The organism is Flavobacterium branchiicola (assembly GCF_018383905.1).
GTDB lineage: Bacteria > Bacteroidota > Bacteroidia > Flavobacteriales > Flavobacteriaceae > Flavobacterium > Flavobacterium branchiicola.
The window spans coordinates 103,568-126,773 of the sequence record NZ_JAGYWA010000001.1; the positions used below are offsets into that span (position 1 = coordinate 103,568).

At 33.6% G+C, this 23,206-nt stretch carries 16 protein-coding genes; 10 read left to right on the forward strand and 6 right to left on the reverse strand.

What is annotated here, in order from left to right:
* The first annotated feature begins 37 nt into the window (after positions 1-37).
* The 4 genes from ilvA to KHA98_RS00470 all read left to right on the forward strand — a co-directional run bounded on the left by ilvA (position 38) and on the right by KHA98_RS00470 (position 4,210).
* Positions 38-1,282 carry a threonine ammonia-lyase IlvA gene (gene ilvA, locus KHA98_RS00455; protein WP_213254291.1) on the forward strand — a complete coding sequence of 415 codons (1,245 nt, stop codon included), beginning with the start codon at positions 38-40 and terminating at the stop codon, positions 1,280-1,282.
* Between the two features lie 78 nt (positions 1,283-1,360).
* Positions 1,361-1,768, forward strand: a complete 408-nt coding sequence (locus tag KHA98_RS00460) for a group III truncated hemoglobin (RefSeq protein WP_213254293.1) — start codon at positions 1,361-1,363, stop codon at positions 1,766-1,768.
* Positions 1,769-1,862: 94 nt separating this feature from the next.
* Positions 1,863-2,306: a hypothetical protein gene (locus KHA98_RS00465; protein WP_213254294.1), complete on the forward strand. Its 444-nt coding sequence runs from the start codon at positions 1,863-1,865 to the stop codon at positions 2,304-2,306.
* Between the two features lie 137 nt (positions 2,307-2,443).
* Positions 2,444-4,210, forward strand: coding sequence for an aromatic amino acid hydroxylase (locus KHA98_RS00470; protein WP_213254295.1), 1,767 nt, complete (start codon positions 2,444-2,446; stop codon positions 4,208-4,210).
* A 192-nt stretch (positions 4,211-4,402) separates the two neighbouring features.
* Here KHA98_RS00470 and KHA98_RS00475 read toward each other — a convergent pair whose 3' ends face one another.
* The 5 genes from KHA98_RS00475 to KHA98_RS00495 all read right to left on the reverse strand — a co-directional run bounded on the left by KHA98_RS00475 (position 4,403) and on the right by KHA98_RS00495 (position 14,636).
* Entirely contained in the window at positions 4,403-5,032 is a 630-nt protein-coding gene (locus tag KHA98_RS00475) for a DUF4230 domain-containing protein (protein WP_213254296.1), read from the reverse strand.
* A 189-nt stretch (positions 5,033-5,221) separates the two neighbouring features.
* Positions 5,222-7,537, reverse strand: a complete 2,316-nt coding sequence (tamL, locus tag KHA98_RS00480) for a translocation and assembly module lipoprotein TamL (RefSeq protein ID WP_213254297.1) — start codon at positions 7,535-7,537, stop codon at positions 5,222-5,224.
* Positions 7,521-12,611 carry a translocation/assembly module TamB domain-containing protein gene (locus tag KHA98_RS00485; RefSeq protein WP_213254298.1) on the reverse strand — a complete coding sequence of 1,697 codons (5,091 nt, stop codon included), beginning with the start codon at positions 12,609-12,611 and terminating at the stop codon, positions 7,521-7,523. The genes tamL and KHA98_RS00485 overlap by 17 nt, the downstream gene beginning before the upstream one ends.
* Before the next feature lie 184 nt (positions 12,612-12,795).
* Positions 12,796-13,746, reverse strand: coding sequence for a GSCFA domain-containing protein (locus KHA98_RS00490; RefSeq protein ID WP_213254299.1), 951 nt, complete (start codon positions 13,744-13,746; stop codon positions 12,796-12,798).
* Positions 13,747-13,841: 95 nt separating this feature from the next.
* A complete protein-coding gene (locus KHA98_RS00495; protein ID WP_213254300.1) occupies positions 13,842-14,636 on the reverse strand; it encodes a hypothetical protein in 795 nt (264 codons plus the stop codon).
* A 330-nt stretch (positions 14,637-14,966) separates the two neighbouring features.
* On the opposite strand from KHA98_RS00495, the gene KHA98_RS00500 reads away from it, so the two are divergent.
* On the forward strand, positions 14,967-16,712 hold the full coding sequence (locus KHA98_RS00500; RefSeq protein ID WP_213254301.1) for an ABC transporter ATP-binding protein: 1,746 nt from the start codon (positions 14,967-14,969) through the stop codon (positions 16,710-16,712).
* A gap of 191 nt (positions 16,713-16,903) precedes the next feature.
* Here KHA98_RS00500 and alaS read toward each other — a convergent pair whose 3' ends face one another.
* The gene (alaS, locus tag KHA98_RS00505) at positions 16,904-19,543 is read right to left on the reverse strand and encodes an alanine--tRNA ligase (RefSeq protein WP_213254302.1); all 2,640 of its coding nucleotides are present in this window, start codon (positions 19,541-19,543) and stop codon (positions 16,904-16,906) included.
* A 280-nt stretch (positions 19,544-19,823) separates the two neighbouring features.
* Between alaS and KHA98_RS00510 the strand changes: the two genes are divergently transcribed.
* From KHA98_RS00510 to KHA98_RS00530, 5 genes are read left to right on the forward strand one after another with little or no spacing between them, the layout of a single operon-like run.
* A complete protein-coding gene (locus KHA98_RS00510) occupies positions 19,824-20,801 on the forward strand; it encodes a peptidoglycan DD-metalloendopeptidase family protein (RefSeq protein WP_213254303.1) in 978 nt (325 codons plus the stop codon).
* A gap of 49 nt (positions 20,802-20,850) precedes the next feature.
* Positions 20,851-21,183: a MerR family transcriptional regulator gene (locus tag KHA98_RS00515; protein WP_111364203.1), complete on the forward strand. Its 333-nt coding sequence runs from the start codon at positions 20,851-20,853 to the stop codon at positions 21,181-21,183.
* A 38-nt stretch (positions 21,184-21,221) separates the two neighbouring features.
* Complete coding sequence (locus KHA98_RS00520) at positions 21,222-21,803, forward strand: LemA family protein (RefSeq protein ID WP_110837347.1); 582 nt, start codon at positions 21,222-21,224, stop codon at positions 21,801-21,803.
* A gap of 53 nt (positions 21,804-21,856) precedes the next feature.
* Positions 21,857-22,294: a TPM domain-containing protein gene (locus KHA98_RS00525; RefSeq protein ID WP_213254304.1), complete on the forward strand. Its 438-nt coding sequence runs from the start codon at positions 21,857-21,859 to the stop codon at positions 22,292-22,294.
* A 3-nt stretch (positions 22,295-22,297) separates the two neighbouring features.
* The gene (locus KHA98_RS00530; RefSeq protein ID WP_213254305.1) at positions 22,298-23,134 is read left to right on the forward strand and encodes a TPM domain-containing protein; all 837 of its coding nucleotides are present in this window, start codon (positions 22,298-22,300) and stop codon (positions 23,132-23,134) included.
* The last annotated feature ends 72 nt before the right edge of the window (positions 23,135-23,206 follow it).

The window sequence follows — 23,206 nt, forward strand, 5'->3', positions numbered from 1 at the left end:
TTTGTGCAATTCGTGGCAAAACAAAAAAACAGACATCATGAATTTATTTAACGAAGTACTTAATGCCAAAAAGCAACTCGAAAATGTAGTTGCTGCTACTCCACTAACTCAGAATTTAAATCTTTCAGACGAATTCGAGTCTACTATTTTATTAAAAAGAGAAGATTTGCAAATTGTAAGATCATATAAAATCAGAGGAGCTTATAATAAGATTTCTTCGTTAACTGATGCTGAAAAACAAATTGGTGTAGTCTGCGCCAGTGCAGGAAATCATGCACAAGGAGTTGCTTATTCCTGTAATCTTCTTAAAATAAAAGGCAAGATCTACATGCCTAAAACAACTCCAAAACAAAAAGTAAAACAAGTACAATTATTCGGAAAATCGTTTGTTGAAATTGTACTTACAGGTGATACTTTTGATGACGCTTACGCATCGGCAACGGCAGACGCGATCAAAAACCACAAAATATTTATTCATCCTTTTGATGATGAAAAAGTAATTGCCGGTCAGGGAACTGTTGGCTTAGAAATCCTTGAAAGTTTTAAAGAACCAATTGATTATGTTTTTGTCCCGATTGGCGGCGGCGGACTTGCTTCTGGTTTATCAGAAGTTTTCAGGCATTTAAGTCCGAGCACAAAAATTATTGGTGTTGAACCAAAAGGTGCACCATCTATGAAAACTTCCATCGAAGAGAATAAAAATACGGCTCTAAAAACAATAGATAAATTTGTAGATGGCGCCGCAGTAAAACAAGTTGGTGATATGACTTTTGAAATCTGCCGATATAATCTTGAAGATATTATTTTGGTTCCCGAAGGAAAAGTCTGCACCACTATTTTGCGTCTTTACAATGAAGAAGCAATGGTCGTAGAACCTGCAGGAGCTTTAACAATTGCTGCATTAGACTTTTATAAAGACAAAATTAAAGGTAAAAATGTGGTTTGTGTGGTAAGCGGAAGCAATAACGATATTGAAAGAACTGCCGAAATAAAAGAACGTTCCCTACTTTATGAAGGTTTAATGCATTATTTCATGATTCAGTTTCCACAGCGTCCCGGAGCTTTGAAAGAATTTGTAAACAACATTTTAGGTCCCGATGACGATATCACTTATTTTCAGTTTGCAAAGAAAAACAGTCGCGAAGTTGGTTCTGTTGTTGTAGGTCTGGAATTAAAAAACAAAAATGATATCATGCCAATTAAATTAAAAATGACTGAAAATGGTTTTGAGTTTCAGTATTTAAATGATAATCAGGATCTTTTTACACAATTAATAGGTTAATGTTTTCCTAATGATAAATATCATGGAATAAACAGTATACGAAATTGTATTTTTGTAATTCAATTTAGACAGAAGAACATGGAAACGCTTAAAGATATTTCGACTTTAGAAGATATTAAACAAATGGTAGACAGCTTTTATGGCAATGTGCGAAAAGATGATCTTCTAGGTCCCATCTTTAATGATAAATTGCAAGATCGCTGGGCAGAGCATTTGCAAAAAATGTATGGTTTCTGGCAGACTATTTTATTTGATGTTCGTGCTTATTCAGGAACGCCATTTCCGCCGCATAAACAATTGCCTGTAGATAAAACGCATTTTGACAGATGGATTCAGATTTTCAATAGTAACATTGATGCGCAATTTGCAGGTGTAGTTACTGAAGAAGCAAAAATGCGTGCTACCAATATGGCTTTTATGTTTAGTCATAAAATCGAATACTTTAGAAATGCTGAAAACGAGCTTAAAAATTCTTTGAAAAAGTAACCTTAAAAAACAGACGGAACTATTATTTTTTGAATAAATTTGGTTAGTCAAAAAATCAATCTGTACTAACTAAAACCAATTAAATAATTTCCGCATGAAAAAAATGCTTCTGTTTTTTATATTCACTTTTTCTTTTTTAAGCCATACCCAAGCCCAAACATCTCCAACTTCAAATTTATACAAAGGTACTCTGGACGGAAAAACTCCGATTACCGTTTACATCAAAACAGAAGAAAATCCTTGTACTGCCGATTTAATGTACACCTCAATGTATCGTTATAACAAATCAAACAAATGGATTCAGCTGGATATTACTCAGAATGTAAAGAATGAAAATGAATTTGTTTTAGTTGAACATGGTTTTAGCGGTGTACTTATTCTGAAAAAAACCGGAAATGCCTTTAACGGATTATGGATTAGTTCAGACACAAAAAAACAATTAAAGGTTGATCTTAAAGAAGCTGTAATGACCAAAAAAGAGCTTGAAAACCATGAAAAAACATTGGAAAAAGTGAATTATGAGAATAATGACTGTTAAAATGCATCTTTTTAAATCAACTTCAAAATCTATAAAAACGCAATAAAACATACTTTCGAATAAAAATATTGTGAGGAATAGCAAAAAACCGAGTCTTAAATTCGTAATTTTACATTCTAATCTACAACGTTTTCGAAATGAATGCATCTATAGAAACAAATCCATTATTAGAGCGATTGCCTAAACATTTAAAGCAATTTATTAAACCTCAGGATTATAGCGATTACACTCCTATAAATCAGGCGGTTTGGCGTTATGTAATGCGTAAAAACGTAGATTATCTTTCTAAAGTTGCTCATAGTTCTTATTTAGAAGGTTTACGTAAAACGGGAATTGAAATCGATTCTATTCCAAGTATGTACGGAATGAACCGAATTCTGACTGAAATTGGCTGGGCTGCTGTTGCCGTTGATGGTTTTATTCCGCCAAATGCTTTTATGGAATTTCAGGCCTATAACGTTTTGGTTATTGCCTCAGATATCAGACAATTAGAACATATTGAATATACACCTGCACCAGACATTATTCACGAAGGTGCCGGCCACGCTCCTATTATTGCCAATCCTGAATATGCTGAATACTTGCGACGTTTTGGCGAAATTGGCTGTAAAGCGATTTCCTCTCATAAAGATTATCAAATGTATGAAGCAATACGTTTGCTTTCTATTTTGAAAGAAGCTGAAGATACTCCGCAGGAAAAAATTGACGAAGCTGAAAAAGCGGTTGCCGATTTACAAAACAATATGGGTGAATTATCTGAAATGGCTCAGATTCGTAATTTGCATTGGTGGACTGTTGAATACGGTTTAATCGGAACTGTTGAAAACCCAAAAATTTACGGTGCCGGATTACTTTCTTCAATTGGTGAAAGTGCCCATTGTATGACCGATAATGTTAAAAAAATCCCTTACGATATTTCTGCCGCAAATCAGAATTTTGATATTACGCAGTTACAACCTCAACTTTATGTAACACCAAACTTCTCTTACCTAAGTTTGATTTTAGAAGAGTTTGCCAATAAAATGGCTTTGAGAACTGGTGGTTTATCCGGAATTCAGAAACTAATACAATCAAACGCTTTAGGAACAATCGAATTAAGTACAGGTTTACAAGTTTCGGGAGTTTTTACCAATGTTATTGAAGAAGAAGGCAAACCAATTTACATTCAGACAACGGGAAAAACGGCTCTTTCTTACCGTGAAAAAGAATTAGTTGGCCACGGAACGTTGACACATCCGCATGGATTTGGAAGTCCGATTGGAAAATTAAAAGGCTTCAATTTAGCGATTGAAGATATGAGTCCAAAGGATTTACAGGCGTACAGTATTGTTGAAAATGAAACGGTTAAACTGGAATTTGAAGGTAATATTAAGGTTGAAGGTGAAATCATTACAGGCTCACGAAACCTACATGGTGAAATCATCTTAATTAGTTTTAGAAATTGTACTGTAACGCATGGCGAAACTGTTTTGTTTCAGCCGGAATGGGGGAATTATGATATGGCAATTGGAAAAAAAGTAGTTTCTGCTTTTTCCGGTCCAGCCGATGTGAATAGTTTTGACCTGATCAATATTGTTCCGACAACTAAAACTATTAAAGCAAAACATACAAATGAACGTGATGAATTAGAACTTTTGTATGCAACGGTTCGAAACATCCGAAATAACAAAGATTCAAAAACAGAATTACAATCTGTATTCGAGAAAGTTAAAACCAATCATGCTAACGACTGGTTACTGTCTGTTGAAATTGCTGAACTTCTGAAAGATTCAGATGAAAAACAGCTTTTACAGGAAGTACTGGTTTATTTGGATCAACTGAAAGAAAGACGTCCTGAAGTGGCGCATTTAATTTCCGGTGGATTGGATTTGATTTTTGATAATTCTTTGCCACAAAGACACTAAGGCGCGAAGTTTTTCCCTCATTTTATGTCATTTTGACGAAGGAGAAATCACACGCGGGATTACGCAAAGAGAATCGTCAATCTTTGTCGAGTTTCTAGTGTGATTTCTCCTTCGTCGAAATGACAAGATTGCGAAATCTATATAAATTTTACAGCTTTGACCCTTTGTAACTTTGTCTCTTTGAACCTCTGCCTATAATTTCAAATCCTGATTCAACTCTTTCTCAGATTCAATCGTTTTTCCATTATACTGCAGTTTCCAGCCCATTGAATTTGTCATGATTAAGATTTTCGATAATTCGCTGATTAATCTGTTTTGTGCGTTGGTTTTAAGTGAAGATGTTTCGATTTTCTTCGCCAGATTCGCTTTTACCGATTTGTTGATTTTATTGTAATCATCTCCCGTAAACGGATTCAGCTTACTTTGTTCTACATCATAAAACTGAATATCCGGATTGATGGTAATTTCTTCTTTTGGAATATTAAGAATCGTGATGGTTTTATTTTTTTCGTCAATATCGTATTTCATTTTATGCAAATCATACGCTACCGTAACATTTGCATTTACAACAACAAGTGCTTTCTTCTCAAAAGAAACCATGTCCATTAAATATTTCTGCTGATTTTTATAAGTGATAACTTCAGAAAAATGGCCTTCGGTAACCACCAATTTTCCAACATTAAGTATCTGTTGCTGAATTAAATTGGTATTATAATCGATTGTAGAATCATCGTCTTTTTTAAACTCGCAATATTTAAAAGCCAGAACAATGACTAAAACAATAACTCCAACTCCGATGATTCTTTTAACTAAGTTTTGCATTCTAATATAATATTTAGACGAATTTACTTCTTTTTTTGCTCTTTTAAGCCACGATTTTTTTTTTCGCCACGAATTTCACTAATTACGCTAATTTTTATACTCCAAATGTGATTTAGTTCAAATTCGCGAAATTAAAAATAAATACAAAAAAGAATTTGTGCTAATTCGTGAAATTCGTGGCTAAAAAAATTAAAATGGATAACCAATTGCAATATTCAGAATCAGGTTTTCTTTTCGCCAAGGGCCACTTCCAAAATCAATATCTTTGATTACCCATCTTTCTCCGTCAGGTAAATAAGGTTTTCTTAATGGAAAGGCCAAATCGGTTCTCAGAATAAAGAAAGAAACATCAAATCGTAAACCTACACCAGCGCCTACAGCAATTTCTTTCATGAAATTTTTAGAAAACTCCGCGCCCGCTTTATCAGGATCTGGGTTTACAAGCCAAATATTTCCTGCATCAATAAAAGCGGCACCACGAACGATACTAAAAAGTTTTGCCCGATATTCGGTACTGAATTCCAATTTTAAATCTCCAGATTGATCCGGAAGATAATCGTTTGTTGTTGCTGTATTAACAAAACTTCCCGGCCCGATTGATCTTGCTCTAAAGGCCCTAATACTATTTGTTCCTCCAACTACAAATTGTTTTGCTGTTGGCAGAACACTTGAATTTCCATAAGGAATACCGGCTCCGACAATAATACGACTGGCCAATTGACTTTCTTTTCCTAATTTTAAATAGTGCCTGAAATCTCCTCTTATTTTTGCATATTGACTAAACGGAACATCAAAAATTTTGACTTCATCATTCTTTTTGACATTCGCTCCAGTAATTAAACCCGTTATATTTCCCGCTAAATCCAATTCTCCATTAAAGTAAAACGTATTTTTTTTACGTTTTTGCATTGTATTCGTGTATGTAAATGAGTATGTTGGACCAAAAATCAATTGTTTTTCAATTACTTTCTCCAAAGATGGATCATCTTTAATGTCATCAAGATATTCCTGTGTAACATGATTTGGACTTACATAGGTAATATCAAATACATTCAATTGATGTTCTTTGCGGGCATTTTCTTTCCATAAATAACCGAAAGCTGTTTTAAATGAATTCAAAGCGTACAATTGAGTTCTGTTTTGAAACTCATAACGTAGCGATACCTTCGTTCTTGGCACATATTCGCTTGAACCTTCAATATGAAAAGGCGTAATAAATCGCGGCCAGGTCAAACTTGTTTCTGTTCCTAATTTATAGATATTTTTGCCCTTATTTACTCCCGAAAGCTGAAAATCGGCACCACCAAAAACGGAAACGGTAAATAACTCAGCTCCGTGAAATAAATTACGATTGTTCCAGTTTACATTAATTTCTGAACCAGTATAGCTCGCCGAATTTGTTTTTCCTAAAACTTCTACACGAATAAATTTTCTAGGTAAAAGCGTTAAGTAATAATAAGAATCCAGTGCATTTTTTATGCTGTCTGAAGGTTTAAATTCATTTTTTACAAAACTAAAAGTTCCCAGATTTACAAATCGGTTTAAGGTTAGATTATGATCTTTTCGATTGTATAAATCCCCTTTTTTAAAATATATGGTCCGATCAAAAACTCTCGGCTTAAAAGTATCTGCCGAATCAATAATGGTGAAATCTTTGTACTGTACAACATCTTCAGGCTTGTATTTTACGCTGTCTTTTGAAATGGAAAAATTCGGATAAACAAAGATCTTATTGATTTTATAAGCCGTTAGCGCTTTTGGCGGAGCATCATCTTTTATGACCAATCTTATTTTTACTTCGTGATCGCCTTTGCTGCTGTCTACTTTTGCCAAAATATAATCGGGATTAAAATAATAATATCCTCTTTCTTTTAATCTCGCATCGATTCTTTCTCTTTCGGCTTTTATAACATCCAGATCATAAGGTTTGCCCACTTTTAGCAAACTTCTTCTACTAGATCTTCCTATAATTCTGGACATTGCAAGCGAATCATCAGGAAAAGTCACGCTTTTAATAATGTATTGTTTTTTTGGTACTACGGTATATTCAGCGGTAACTCTCTTGTTTCGAACAGTAGAATCTGCACTTACGCGGGTTTTAAAAAAGCCTTTATTTTCTGTAAAATTTCTTAAAAGAGAAGCATTGTAATCTAAATCGACTTTGCTAAAAAGTACTGGTTCTTCGCCTACTTTTGTTCGAAGCCAATACCTGAATCCTTTTTGTTTTTTAGGCACTCCGGCAATATTATAAAACCATAATTTAGGACGCAAACCTAAAAATTGTTTGTTTGGTTTTGGTCTTAAAAGTCCCTCTAATTCGGTTTCCAGCGCTTTTCTTTCTTTCTTCTTTAATATCGAATCCTTAACCGTTACAGAGCCTCCTGTATAGAGCAAATCGCCTTCGGGCAGGTATTTTGTGTTACTACAGCCTAAAACAAAAAGCAGGCTGAGCAGTACAGAACACTTTATAAAAAGATTTTTTATATGATTATGTTTTTTGTTCATTGCCTTCAATTTGATTTTCTTCAAGCTTTTTTTCTTGTTTCTCTATTCGCTTATTTTTTTCTTTACGAGCTTTTTCTTCTTTAATCATTTGCTTTTCCTTTTCGGTACGATGAAAAAGCTCTCTGAATTTATTATAACTCATCGTGATAATAAAAGCGATTCCTGTTTCAATAACCTGCCCTTCAACAGCAACCTGATATTGATTTTTTCGATACGCACGAAGCATATATCGGCCGTCTTTAGTAAGTTGATAATCCAGAGCAACATCGCCGGCAATATTAGTACTTTGCTCATTAGCACGCTCCTGACCTTCTACTGCAAAACTGCTTCCAACAGTAACTTTCAAACGGTCATCTAAAAGTTTTTTCGAAACGCCCACGTTCAAGTCTGTTCTGTTTTCCATCGTTCCTGTGGTGTAATCTTCGGTAGATTCCAGATCAAAATTTACCTCAAAACCTGTAATTAATTCACCCGCAAGATTATTCAACTGTTGCGAAAGAATTTTGCTCACACTTTGTCTTGCAATTGATTCTGCATTTGTGCCGCCACTTTCGCTCGCAAATGGGTTTTCACCAACAAATCGGTTCAATATTAAAAGTGCAAAAACCTGTTTATTCATTTCTGCCGGATCTTGTTCCAGTTGTTTTAATTTACTTTGCGTAAGATCTACAACGTTCGACGAAACATCATAATTCCCTTCCGGAAGCACAATTCCAAATGAAATATCCGGTTTCAGTAATTCCCCATTCATTTTCAATAAAGTCTGAAAAGGAAGTTTTTGCTTGTATGTATTTTGTTCTGTAATAGGTCTATCTTTAATCTGATTTCCGATCAAATCAATTGGTGCCGCATTTACTTTATAAATTGCTGTAATATTTAGAGTCGCCATCGTGGGTTCACCATTCCAGGTGATAGAACTTCCTTTCTGAATGTCAAATTTTCTTTTTATTCCGTTAAAATTCATTTCATAAGAACCGTCCGAAAACTCATATTTCCCAGTCAAAGTTGTTTTTCCCGACTGATCGATTCCTCCAACTAATTCCGCTTCGCCTTTTAATTTTAAATAATCCCCATTTCCTTTATCAATTAATAAAGTCAATTCGGCTTCTTTGTCAATCGAAATCGCGACATTAACATTCATTCCTTTTATTTCAGACTGATCCAGTTTGTTTTGAAGATCAACCGTCTGTTTTAAATACATATTATCTTCATCAACAAACTCTACAATTCCTTCACGATCTGCAATCGAAGGATCTGACTGCGGCATTACTACCGTAAATTTGGTTTCTTTATTAATCTTAATTGTTCCGCCAACAACCGGACTTTCCAAATCTCCTTTTATGTTTAATTTGGTATCCAAAAACAAATCACCGTAAAACAAATCGCTGTCTGTTTCTTTAGAATGTATTGCTCTAAAATCATCGGCTTCAACAACCAGATCAAAAGTATAGTTTCTAAAATCGGCTGATTTTATATTTCCGTTTACAAACAATTCATTGTCATTTTCATCAAATACTGAAAACTTATCAAATGAAATGGTTTCATTATCAAAAGTGATTTTTTCTTTTCCTATTTTAAAATACGAATTCAGCTGTTTTACTCTAAAAGCCGCATCATTAAAGTTCAGTTCTCCATTAACTTTAGGCGCATCGGCATTTCCCTGAATTTTAAAATTTCCGGATAAATAACCCGTTCCTTCAGAAATATTATCCATGCTAAAACCCTGAATACTTTTAATATTCAGTTTATTTATCGCAACATCAAAATCAAAAGTTCCTGCCTCTATTGCGTAATCTCCGCTAAGACTTACATCATTTCCTTCGTCGCTCAATTGTACGTTGGCAGCCAGAACATTGGCGGTTTTATTATCTACTTTTATTTCTAAATCACCTACTTTTTCACCTTTAAAAGTAAAATCATCAATTTTTAGGTTTGAAGTAAAAACTGGATTTGTCATCACATTTTCGACCACAGCATTTCCGTTAATCAAACCCTGCATAAGTAATTCGTCTTTTTTGACGATATTCATGATAGTTTCGATTTTGAAGTTTGCAAAATCAACCTGAATCGGTGCATTATTCTGTGTTCCTTGTGATTGAATTTTTAATTCATTTCCTGAATTTTCCAGAAAGAACTTGTTGATATAAAGTCGCTTTTCGCCAAATTCAATAGCATTTTCCGGATCAATATTCCATTTATCATAATTCAGCACAAAGTTCTCTGCATCAATTTTGAAGATGTTTTTAGAATCTTCGGCTTTAAATTCTCCGCCAACAAAATACTGTTGTTTGTCTTTTGCGTCTTTTACCTCAAGTGCATAGTCCAGAATATTATTCTCGACTTTTCCTGACAAACTTGTAAACGGAATTTTTAAAGATCCGCTTTCGATTGTTGCTACAGATATGGCATATTCCAAAGCATTTCCTTTGGCTTCAATATTTATTTTTCCATCAGAAATGGTATTTTCTGCATACACGATTCTCGGAATTGTTCCTTTTATTTCTAATGAATCCGTGACATTATTATATTTTCCGGTAATTTTAAGAGGTTCTAAACCTGTCAGTTTCGGAATCAATTTAAACAGAATCGGATCATTATCTACCGAAATTGTAAATGCCAGTCTTTGCTCGTCTGATTCTCCTTTATGTTTCGGAGTTTTCAAATCAATGTACTTCGATAATGATTTTTTTATCGCTGCCGCTAATGTGGTTAATTTGTACTTTCCGTCAACCTCAGCTTTTAAAAACTGAGATGAAATTTTGATATTGTTTCGGGTATTATCTGAAAAAGCAATTACACGAACCGAATCTAAAACAATTGGTTCTGTATCTTGTAAAATCTGAATGTTAGAAAGAAATACTTTTCCGTTTAAAAAATCAGGGTTACTATTGGCAATATCAGCATCAACATTTCCGCGAAGTTTCATTGGCCCGGCATGAAGATTCAGTTTTTCCAAATCGGCAATATCCAGATTCAGTTTTAATTGAACTGATGGATATTTATCTTTTGTGCTTCCGCTTGCTGTTAAATCAAAATTCAAATTCGGATCTTTCATTCCTGATTTTACAGCAAAGGAACCGTTTTCGATATTTCCTTTCAGCGCTAAATCTTTATACGTATATCGGTTAAAAACTGCTTTCTGAACCAAACCATCAATTGCAGCATTTGCCGTTTTTGGGTCTAGACCGTTTCCTTTTACTTTCGCTTTAAGCGTAATTTTTCCAATGGAATCGTTTTTAATTAATCGACCCAAATCAAAATCCAGTAAATAAACTGTGGCGTCGTATTTTTCTCTTTTTTTAATTCTTTGATCAAATAAAGCATCGATTTTGGCATTTCCGAAACTGCTGTTTAAAGCCAGATTTGTTTTGAAATTCTGAACCGAACCTTTAAACTTTCCCTGCAAACTTAATTGTGAAGGAATTTGAATATTCTTTGGAATTGTTCCGGCTGGTACAAATGAATTGATATCTTTTGAAGTGCTGGAAAGCTTCTTAATATTCAAATCATAATAGGCTTTTTGCGCATCCGGCAATCCTTTTATTTTCCCCGAAAGGGAAACTTTTGTACTTCCTATTCCACTCATTTCAAACTGCGAAATATCCAAGTCTTTTACTTTTCCTTTTACACGTGCATTTATCGCCAAAACCGCTTTTGGATTACTTTTAAACGGATTTGTTTTTTGTAAATCGGGTACAAAAAGTAAAATGTCCTTAAAACCTATTTTCGAATCTTTTACATTGGCATCAATAGAAAGATTGGCAATATCTTTTTGAAGTGCTTCGAGCGATTTATATTCGGCTTTAATTTTATTCTGAAGAAGTGTCTGAGGCGTTTTTAAATATAAGTTATTCAAATAGGTATTTTTAGGCCCGTAGAAAAAATCGGTTTTTAGGGACTGAATCTGCAAGCCGCTTTTTTCGTTTACCGTTAGTGTTTTTATATTTCCAGAAATGGTATCATTTGCGTAGTATAGTTTCTCGGCTTTAAAGTTGAATTTATCTAAATCCAGATGACTGTAATCCATTCCTTTCGAAACTGGTTTTGACTGCATATCATCAAATTTGAAAGCAATATTTTCCAGATTAGTTTCATTTAATTTAACTTTCCATCCAGATTGTTTAATGGCTGTTGAATCTAAATCAGGAGTTTGAATTTGTTTGTCTTTTGCCCCTAATCTTAAGTTTCCGCTTAAGTTTTTTACTTCAAAAGTTTCAAAATCTAAAAGCTGCTTATTCAAATCGATTTTATTTACCGATAAATTCAGATTGCCTAAACTAATTCCGGAATTTAGTTTTGAATCTTTATTATCGTATAAAATATCAATTTTGGAAAGACTAATTTTTTCGAGATTCAAATTGAAATCTTGACGCTTCGAAATGGTATCAACGGTTTTCACTGAAACCTCTGCAATTTTTTCCACAACATCCTGATTCAAAACTACTTTCAATCCATCCAGATTAATATTCGGAATATTGAAATCCATTTTATCTAAATCGAATTTCTTGAACTTAGTATCAAAATGGGTCAGATTCACTCGAATATCGTTCTTCGAAAAATCATCTTTAAAATTGAATTTAACATTATCGAGATTTACTTTTACAACTGATATTTGGAAAGGTTTAGCATCGGAATCTTCAACTTTTGGCTCTTTAGATTCGAATGCTTTTACGATGTAATCGAAATTGAAAACGCCATTTTTATCTCTGGAAATATTAGCTTTGGTATTTTCTAAAGAAACCGAATTGATTTCAAGCTCACTGCTGACTAGTTTAAAAAGGTCAACATCAAGTTCTAATCTTTTACCAGCCAATAAAGTATCTTTTTTTTGATCTTCAAAATAGAAACCTTCCAGCACTACATCTTTGGGGAATTCTATCGAAATATGATCTAAAGAAACTTTGGTTTTTATCTTATCCTGAAGATACGTTATCGCTTTATCTTTAACGAAATTTTGTACTGACGGAACCTGAATTAAAACAATGAGAAGTAATAAAAGTGCAACTATAGAAACCACGCACCACAATAGCACACGAAGTATTTTTTTTAGAAAATGTTTCGGTTTCTTATTCATACGTCAACAAAACACGTTAGATTAAAATTGTGCTTTTGGAAAAGCCATATTATCGATTCTACAAAATTGGAGAATTTATATTTTAACAATTTACACAATTATGCGCAATTATTCTAAAATTTTACTGACAAATAGTTAATTTCTTACTTCTAACAAAGGCTCAAAGACACAAAGGTTTTGGCAATTAGAATTTTATATGTGGCAGTTTTTCTCCTAAAAGACTGATCTTCTTTTGAAGATTTTCTAAGAATTTTTTATGCTGTTCTGATTCTGGATTGAAACTACGATGACGAAGACTTTTTTGAATTTCGTCTACATCTTTCATAACAAAAAAACTGTTTTCTGAAATGTAATTTTCGCTAAAAAGCTTCCAGATATAATCAATGGCAATTTGATTAGGATGAAGCATGTCTTCATTATAAAAACGATAATCACGAAGTTCATCCATCATGATTTCGTACGAAGGAAAATAGTCGAAAGCCGAAAGTCGAAAGTCGAAAGTCTTATGCAATGCTGTAAATAAATGTGATTTACTTAGTTGATTTTCTGTAAAACCGTCTTTTATATGGCGTACAGGTGAAACGGTGAAAATGAAATTTATCTCAGGATTTAAACCCTGAATTAAATCAATAGTATTTTGAATGCTCTTTTGGATAACTTCAACCGATAATAATTCTTTAGAGAATTGCTTTTGAGGTACTTTATGGCAATTGGCTACAATTTCATCACTTTCAATATTTCTATAAATCCAGGAAGTTCCCAAAGTGATTATTATATGGGTCGCTTCTTTTAATTGTTTATGAGTTTCTGTTATTGCTTTATTGAGCGATTCTAATAATTCTTGTCGGTCTGAGTTACTTAAATCGGAATGTACTTCAAAGCTATGCCAGCGTTCATTATGGAAGAAAACGTCTTTTTCCTGAAAGAAATTCTGTTCACAAACTCTTCGAAACAAATTCTCAATTGAAACCGGATTAAAAATAATTCCAAAAGGATTGGTTTCATTTTGAAATTTAAAATAATCGAATTTCTCCGCCATATTTTCTGCAAAACAGGAACCAACAGAAAGTATCTTCGAATTATAATCGATTGGATTATTACTTTTTGAAATTGGAATTTGAGTTCTGAATTGCATGATTTCTAGTTTATACCACGAATTTCATCAATTTTTACCAATAAAAAAACCAAATACAAAAAGTATTTGGTTTCTATAATAAAGTATGCTTTTAATTAGTACGTATAGTCATTTGATTCAACAGCTTTTCCGTCTTTTGTGAAATTAGTAATTTTTGACGGGAAATTATTTGCATCATATACAATTTCGCTTTTGTATACATTTGCTGTTTCATTTGAATAAGATGCTGTATACTTAACAATATTGTTTACAGAGCTATATATAGAACCTTCACCTTCACTATGGTCTATTAACAAATTGAATCCTGCAATGTTTTTGTATGGATTGTTCTTATTGTCATACTCATATGCAGCTGTAAATACACTACCTGTTTCTGAATCTGTTTGGACACTTTTAACTAGATTTCCATTCGCAAAAGTTAACACTTCAGAATAAATACTTTTTGTTTCTGTAGTACCATTTATATTATATCGATCTCTTTTTACTGTTCCATCTGCGTTATGCATAAATACTATTTTACTTTTATATTCACCATTAGGAAATGCTGTCGAAAAACCTTCTGCAAATGCAGACTCTGTAAGCTTTCCGTTTGTATATTTATAAGTTGTTATGTCACTAATAATATCTTTACCGCTTTCAGTATCATAATTAATTTCTTTTACCACAAGGTTACCATCGTAAGTATAGTCAGTTCTCCCTGCTTCATCTTTCATGCTTACAATTTTAGTACCACTGTAAGTTGCTACATACGTAGAATTCTCTGAAGGATATGCTACACTAGAATATTTAATTGTTTTTGGTAAAATAGCACTTCCTTCCTGATTATCATCACTTGAACAAGATGTTAAAACTAGTGCTAAAGCGCTAAAAAGGCATAAAACTTTTTTCATTTTGATTTGTTAAAATTGATTATTGCCGCAAACATAACACATCCAAAAATTAAAACCTTACGGGATTCCTCATTACAACACAAAACTTACTTCCGAAATTACATAACAGACTAATAACAATCAACATACAAACAAAGAACTAGAAAAAGATTTAACTAAAAATAAATAGTACATAAATACACACCTTTTTCTTAAAGTTGAAACAGGATTATTAACCAATAAATTAAAAAATAGAACAATAATAAATTTACATTTTAATTAACCCAAATGAACTTTACAAACCCAAACAATTCCTTACTTTTGTATCTTGCACTTTTCTAAAAATCGTATATGAAATTACTATATTCTTATATAATCAAACATAAAATGCTTTTGTTTTTTGCTTTGATTATGGCCTCTATAAACATTTGTTTCAGTTTGTCAGACTCTATTATTACCGGTAAATTAATGCAGGACTGCGGTGTCGGACTGCATAAATATGACGGAAATGCAGCTGGTTTTATCAAATCGTTGTCTTTCTGGCTCGCGCTCTCACTTGGTGCTGCCATGATTTCCAGAATTACTAAAAACTTTCAGGACTATTTCACCAATATCGTAATTCAGAGAACCGGTGCTCAAATGTATACTGACGGTATAAAAAAATCACTTGACTTGCCTTATGCTGAATTTGAAGATCAGCGAAGCGGTGAAACTTTAAGTAAATTAACCAAAGTAAGATCTGATTCTGAAAAATTAATCACACTTTCGATTTCTTTGATTTTCCAAACTATTATTGGATTCATCTTTGTAATTCTTTATGTAGCGAGAATTGATTTTCGTATTTCGCTAATCTTTTTAATTACCGCACCTATTATTGCGTTGGTGAGTTCTTATTTAGGAAAAAAGATTAAAGTCGTTTCTAAAAAAATCGTAAATCAAACGAATGCTTTGGCAGGTTCTACAACTGAAAGTTTAAGAAACATCGAACTTGTAAAAAGTCTTGGTTTAACGTATCAGGAAGAAAAACGTCTGAACTTAAATACCTTTAAAATCTTACACCTTGAACTGGAAAAAGTTCGCTACATACGAAGCTTAAGTTTTATTCAGGGAACAACCGTTCACTTTTTAAGAACCTGCGTGGTATTTACTTTGTACTATTTCTTGTTTGGAGGAAAAATTATTGTGGGTGATTTATTGACGATGGTCTTTTTTACCTTCTTTATATTTGGTCCATTGCAGGAACTTGGAAACTTTATCATTACGGTTAATGAAACAAAAGTTTCAATGGAAAATTTCAGAGTACTTTTAAATGCTCCGAAAGAATTTCGTCCTAAAGATCCAAAACATGTTGGAGCAATTCAGTCCTTATTGTTTTCGAATGTGAGTTTCAAACATAAAACAGCCAAATTTAAAGCGGTTGAAAATATTAATTTCGAAATCAAGCAAGGACAGACCGTTGCCTTTGTTGGTCCGTCTGGTTCAGGTAAAACTACTTTAGTAAAATTATTAGTTGGTTTATATACGCCCGCCGAAGGTCAGGTTTTTTATAATGAAATCGATTCAACCGAAATTGATTTATTGGATCTTAGAAAACAATTGGGTTTTGTAACGCAGGATGCTCAATTATTCTCAGGAACAATTCGCGAAAATTTATTGTTTGTAAAACCAAATGCAACAGACGAAGAAATATATGACGCCTTAAAAAGAGCGAGCTGTGAAAAACTGCTAAAACGTGCCGAAGATGGTTTAAACACCACAATTGGTGAAGGTGGAATAAAGGTTTCCGGCGGAGAAAAACAACGTTTATCGATTGCCAGAGCTATTCTTAGAAATCCGAATTTATTGATTTTTGATGAAGCAACTTCTGCTTTGGATTCTATTACGGAGGAGGAAATTAATGCTACAATCAGAAATATATCCGACAAAAATAGAATTACGGTTTTAATTGCACACCGTTTGTCTACCGTTATGCACGCCGATAGAATATTTGTTCTTGAACAAGGTAAAATCATCGAGCAAGGTAAACATGACGATTTAATTGTAGAAAAAGGTCTGTATTACGCCATGTGGCGCCAGCAGATTGGGGAACGTAAATAGTTTTTTTTTTTAAGTTACTAAGATGCTAAGGTTCTAAGTTTTTTTTTTATAGCCTTCTGCTTTAGTTGGACGCTATTAAATTTTAATTATCTTCTTGATTATAAATACAAAACCCGACAGGTTTTAAAAACCTGTCGGGTTTGTTGTGATTTATAAAAACTTAGTCCCTCAGAACCTTAGCATCTTAGTACCTATTTAACAAAATCCACTGCTTTGGAAAGCGCCTCAGCAACTCCATCAGCATTTTTACCTCCTGCGGTTGCGAAGAAAGGCTGACCTCCTCCTCCACCTTGGATATATTTACCTAATTCACGAACAACTTGTCCAGCGTTTAGGTTTTTCTCTACTACTAATTCTTTAGAGATATAGCACGTTAACATTGGTTTTCCGTCATTAACTGTAGCCAAAACAAGAAACAGATTTTTAGATGTATTACCTAATTCGTAAGCCAAATCTTTTGCTCCTTCCGGATTTAGATCCACTTGTTTTGCTAAGAATTGAATTCCGTTAATATCTTGTAATTCTTTAGCCAAATCACCTTTCATATTTTTAGCTTTATCTTTCAATAAAACTTCCAATTGTTTTTTCAACTGTGCATTCTCATCTTGTAATGCCTGAATCGCTTTTACAGGATCCTGAGCATTTTTAAGCGCTTCTTTAATTTCGATGAAAGAAAGTGCCTGAGATTCAAAATATTCTTTTGCAGCTTCACTTGTAATTGCTTCAATTCTTCTGATTCCGGCTGCAACTGCTCCTTCTGAAACAATTTTAAAGTGCCAGATATCAGATGTATTTGCAACGTGTGTTCCTCCACATAATTCGACAGAATCACCAAATTTAATGGTACGAACTAAATCTCCGTATTTCTCACCAAATAAAGCAATTGCACCATCTTCAAGAGCCTGATCTTTTGGAATCGCTCTTTTTTCGATTAATGGCAAACTCTCACGTATCCTTGCATTTACAAAGTTTTCTACTTCCAGTAATTCCTCATCAGAAACTTTAGAGAAATGAGAAAAGTCAAAACGTAAAGAAGCATTACGAACCATAGATCCTTTTTGCTCAATATGTGTTCCTAAAATCTTACGTAAACCCTGGTGCAATAAATGCGTAGCCGAGTGATTTGACGAAGTTTTAGCTCTTTGAACAGCATCAACAACAGCAGTAAATGTTCCCGTAATATTATCCGGAAGCGATTTTGCTAAATGTATCGTTTGGTTATTTTCTTTTTTAGTATCGATAATATAAATAATGTCACCGTTTTGCGCTTCAAGATATCCCTTATCACCAGTTTGTCCTCCGCTTTCTCCATAAAAAGGAGTTGCATTGAAAACTAATTGAAAAATCTCTCCGTCTTTTGCGCTTTCAACTCTTCTGTATTTAGTGATTTTCACTTGTTGTGATAAACGATCGTACCCAACAAATTCCTGAATATCATCTTCTATAATTACATTCCAGTCTCCGGCAGTGACTTTTGATGCTGCACGAGATCTTTCTTTTTGTAATTGCAATTGCTCCTGAAAGCCTTTTTCATCTAACTTTAATCCTTTTTCAGAAAGAATCAAAGCAGTTAAATCGATTGGAAACCCGTAAGTATCATACAATTCAAAAGCTTTTTTACCATCAATTGTATCTCCTGTATTATTTAAAATAACAGCATCCAAAAGAATTAATCCCTGATCTAATGTTCTTAAGAAAGAATTCTCTTCCTCACGAATAACATTTGAACTAAGTGCTTTCTGCGTTCTGATTTCCGGGAAAGAATCTCCCATTTGCTCGCTTAAAGTTTCTACCAATTTATAGATAAATGCTTCTTTAGTATTTAAGAAAGTAAATCCATAACGAATTGCACGACGTAAAATTCTACGAATTACATAACCAGCTCCAGTGTTAGAAGGCAACTGACCATCAGCAATAGCAAAAGCTACAGCACGAACGTGATCTGCAATAACACGAATAGCGATATTCATTTTGTTTTGTTCATCACTAATGTTTGTTACTTCATTAGATGTATATTTTGCTCCAGTAATCGTTTCAATTTCTCTAATTAGAGGCATGAAAACATCAGTATCATAATTCGATGTTTTTCCTTGTAATGCCATACACAAACGTTCAAATCCCATTCCGGTATCAACGTGTTGTGCTGGAAGTTTTTCCAGAGAACCATCCGCTTTACGGTTGAATTCCATGAATACATTATTCCAGATTTCAACAACCTGAGCATTATCCCCATTCACTTCTCCTTTTCCTGGTTTCAGAGCTTTTTCTTCTGCAGAACGTAAATCAACGTGAATTTCAGAACAAGGCCCGCATGGCCCTTGATCTCCCATTTCCCAGAAATTATCTTTTTTATTTCCTAGAACAATTCGGTCTTCGTCGATTAAAGTTTTCCAGATATCCCAAGCTTCCTGATCAAACGGAACATTATCTTCTTTGCTTCCTTCAAAAACAGAAACATAAAGATTCTCTTTTGGAATTTTATACACTTCTGTCAATAGTTCCCAAGCCCAGTTGATTGCTTCTTTTTTGAAATAATCACCAAAAGACCAGTTTCCTAACATCTCAAACATAGTATGGTGGTACGTATCAATACCAACCTCCTCAAGATCATTATGTTTTCCTGAAACACGAAGACATTTTTGCGTATCGGCTATTCTTTTGCTTTTTGGAGTTCCGTTTCCTAAGAAAAATTCTTTAAACTGGGCCATACCCGAGTTATTGAACATTAAGGTTGGGTCGTCTTTAAGTACAATAGGAGCCGAAGGAACAATAGTATGTCCTTTACTCTCAAAAAAATCTAAAAATTGTTTACGTACGTCTTGTGATTTCATATTAAAATTAGAAAATGTGTCAATTTGATAATGTGATAATTTGAATAATATGCCAATAAATAAAGGTGTCAATTTGATAATGTGACAATTAGATAATTTTAAACTAAAATTAATAGCTCAAAACAATAAATTACCCATTTAATACATTATCTAATTATCTAATTGACTCAATTATCTAATTGCTTTTATTCTTGAAAAAAAGTCCCGAACAACTGAAACATTTAGTAATTTTGTTCGACTAACTCATTTTACAAGCTGCAAAAATAGGGTATTTTAAAATATGGCGAAAGTAAAATATTATTACGACTCAGAAAATCTGGCTTATACGAAAATAAAAACCAGAAAAAGGGCAAAATTTGGCTATGCATTGTTGTTTTTGGTAGCTTCAGCATTATTTGGTTTTTTAGTTTTTATACTTTTAATCAATACTTCGTACTTCGAAACTCCAAAAGATCGTTTACAGGCTCGCGAAATTGAGAATTTGAAGCTGAATTATGCTATTTTGAATAAAAAAATGGACGAAATCGATGCTGCAGCAGAAGCTCTTGAAGACCGTGACAATAATATTTACAGAGTATATTTTAATAAAACCGAAATTCCTGATTCAATCAGAAAAGCAGGTTTTAGAAATCCCGAGAGATACAAAATATTAGAAGGATATAATAACTCGCAATTGGTTTTAAATACGACTAAAAGAGTTGATAAACTTTCTAAAGAATTAGCTATTCAATCTAAATCTTTAGATGAAATTTTAAAACTGGCAAGTACAAAAGGGAATCTATTATTGGCAATTCCGGCAATTCAGCCTGTGCAGAATGAGAATTTAAAACGTGTTGCTTCAGGTTTTGGATACAGACTTGATCCTTTCACGAAAGTGAGAAAAATGCATAACGGAATGGATTTTACTGCCAACACCGGCGCTCCCGTTTATGCCACAGGCGATGGTGTAATTGATAGAGCCGACAGTAACGCATCTGGTTACGGAAATCATGTCGTTATCAGGCACGGTTTTGGATACGAAAGTTTGTATGCGCATTTAAGCAAATACAATTGCAGACCTGGTCAGCATGTAAAACGCGGCGATGTTATTGGTTATGTAGGAAGTACCGGAAGATCTGAAGGTCCGCATTGTCATTATGAAGTTCATAAAGATGGAAAAGTCGTGAATCCGTTGAATTTTTATTACGGAAATATTTCTGCTGTAGAATATGTGGCAATTTCACAAATGGCCAATCAGGAAAACCAATCATTAGATTAATCGTACAAAAAGTACTATTTTTGAAATAAATTAAAGAAAATTAAAAAACATGCATATTGAACTTTCAAAAGATAAAAGATATTACAGCATTGGCGAAGTAGCCAAAGCTTTTAATGTCAATGCATCATTGATACGTTTTTGGGACAGCGAATTTGATATTCTAAAACCTAAAAAGAATGCAAAAGGCAATAGAATGTTTACTCCTGATGATATTACCAACCTGCAATTGATCTATCATTTGGTTAAAGAAAGAGGTTTTACGCTTGAAGGAGCCAAAACTCATTTAAAAGAAGGACAAAAGAAAACATTAGATAAATTCGAAATAATACGTAAATTAGAGTCCATAAAAACGCAATTAAACGACATCAAAAACGAATTGTAATTAAATAAAAATAGAAATAAACTTAAATCAAAACAAATATGAAAAAGTGGTTAATCCCTGTAGGAATTATTATAGCACTTATTGCTATTATCGCATTTTGGTCAATTGGAATTAAAAATACTGGTTTGCAAAAAAACCAAGCAGTTAACAAAGAATGGGGTAATGTAAGCACTACTTACCAAAGAAGAAATGATCTTATCGGGAATTTAGTAAATACCGTAAAAGGTGCCGCAGATTTCGAAAAATCAACATTAACAGCAGTTATTGAAGCACGTGCAAAAGCTACATCTGTTACAATTGATCCAAGTAATGTAACTCCTGAACAATTAGCGCAATATAACCAGGCACAAAGTGGTGTATCTTCCTCTTTATCAAGATTATTGGTTTCTGTTGAACAATATCCAACTTTGAAAGCAAACGAAAACTTCCTGAAATTACAAGATGAATTAGCAAGTACTGAAAACCAAATTTTAACAGCAAGAACTCGTTTTAACGAAGCTGTACAAGATTACAATGGTTATATTCTTGCAATCCCAAACAAATGGTTCTTAGATTACAAAGAAAAACCATACTTCGAAGCTGTTGCAGGAGCTGATAAACCTGTTGAAGTAAAATTCTAAATAGATTCCAAATTAAATCTGAAATCTAAAATCAATAATCTAAAATTACTCAGATGTCAAAAGTAGAAGATTTTTTATCCAAAGAAGACGAACAAGAAATTGTTGAAGCTATTCGCGTGGCTGAAAAAAATACTTCCGGAGAGATTAGAGTACATATAGAAAAAACAACTTCTAAAGTTCCTTTTGAAAGGGCTTTAGAAGTTTTTCATGATTTAAAAATGAATGAAACCCAACAGCAAAACGGGGTTTTATTTTACTTTGCTGTAGAAGATAAAAGTTTTGCCATTTGCGGAGATAAAGGCATCAATGACCTTGTAGCCAATGATTTTTGGGACTGTACCAAAGATAAAATGGTAGAACAATTTAAAGCTCAAAACTTTAAGCAAGGTATTGTTGACGGTATTCTGAATGCCGGCGAACAATTAAAAAAATACTTTCCGTGGTCGGAAGACGACACCAATGAATTATCTAACGAAATCTCAAAAGGATAAATAATGAAAAATTCCAATAATAAAATCCCAAATTCCAATAGAATTTTTCAGATTACACTTTTGTTTATCGCGTTTTTCATCAGCAATACTATTTTTGCACAATTTACCATTCCCGAAAAACCAACTTTACAGACTTCTGTTTACGATTATGCCAACATTTTAAGTGCTTCTGAAAAAGCACAATTAGAAGAAAAACTAATTCGTTATTCAGACTCAACAACAACTCAAATTGTCGTAATTACAATTGAGAGTCTAAAGGGTGAAGATGTTAGTCAGTTAGCTACAAAATGGGGACAAACCTGGGGAATTGGAGGAACCGCAAAAGATGATAATGGTGTTGTAATCTTACTGGCTAAAAATGAAAAGAAAATTGCCATAAACCCAGGATACGGTGTTGAGGATCGCTTAACTGCAGGAATTGGCGGAACCATAATCAGAAATATTATTATTCCGGAATTTAAAGCCGGAAGTTTCTACAACGGTCTTGATAAAGGAACCGATGCAATAATTGATGTTTTTAAAGGAAAATTTAAAGGTGAAAGAAAGCAAACCAAACAAAAAGACTTTCCGATATTACCATTCATAGTTATTGTTGTTGTTATATTGATTCTGCTTTCTCGAAATAAAAGAGGTGGAGGAGGAAATTCTGGCAACAATGGCGGTGGCGGCCCTAGCCTGCTCGATGTTATTATTCTGAGTAATCTTGGAAGAAGTGGCGGCGGTGGATTTGGCGGTTTCGGCGGAGGATCATCTGGTGGTGGTTTTGGCGGAGGCGGTGGCTTCGGTGGCGGATTTGGAGGCGGAGGTTTCTCTGGTGGAGGTTCTAGCGGAGGCTGGTAAAACTTTATTATTTCAAGTTTTATTTGTTTCAAGTTTCAGGTTACTTTTGTTTCAGGTTTCAAGTTTAGAAAA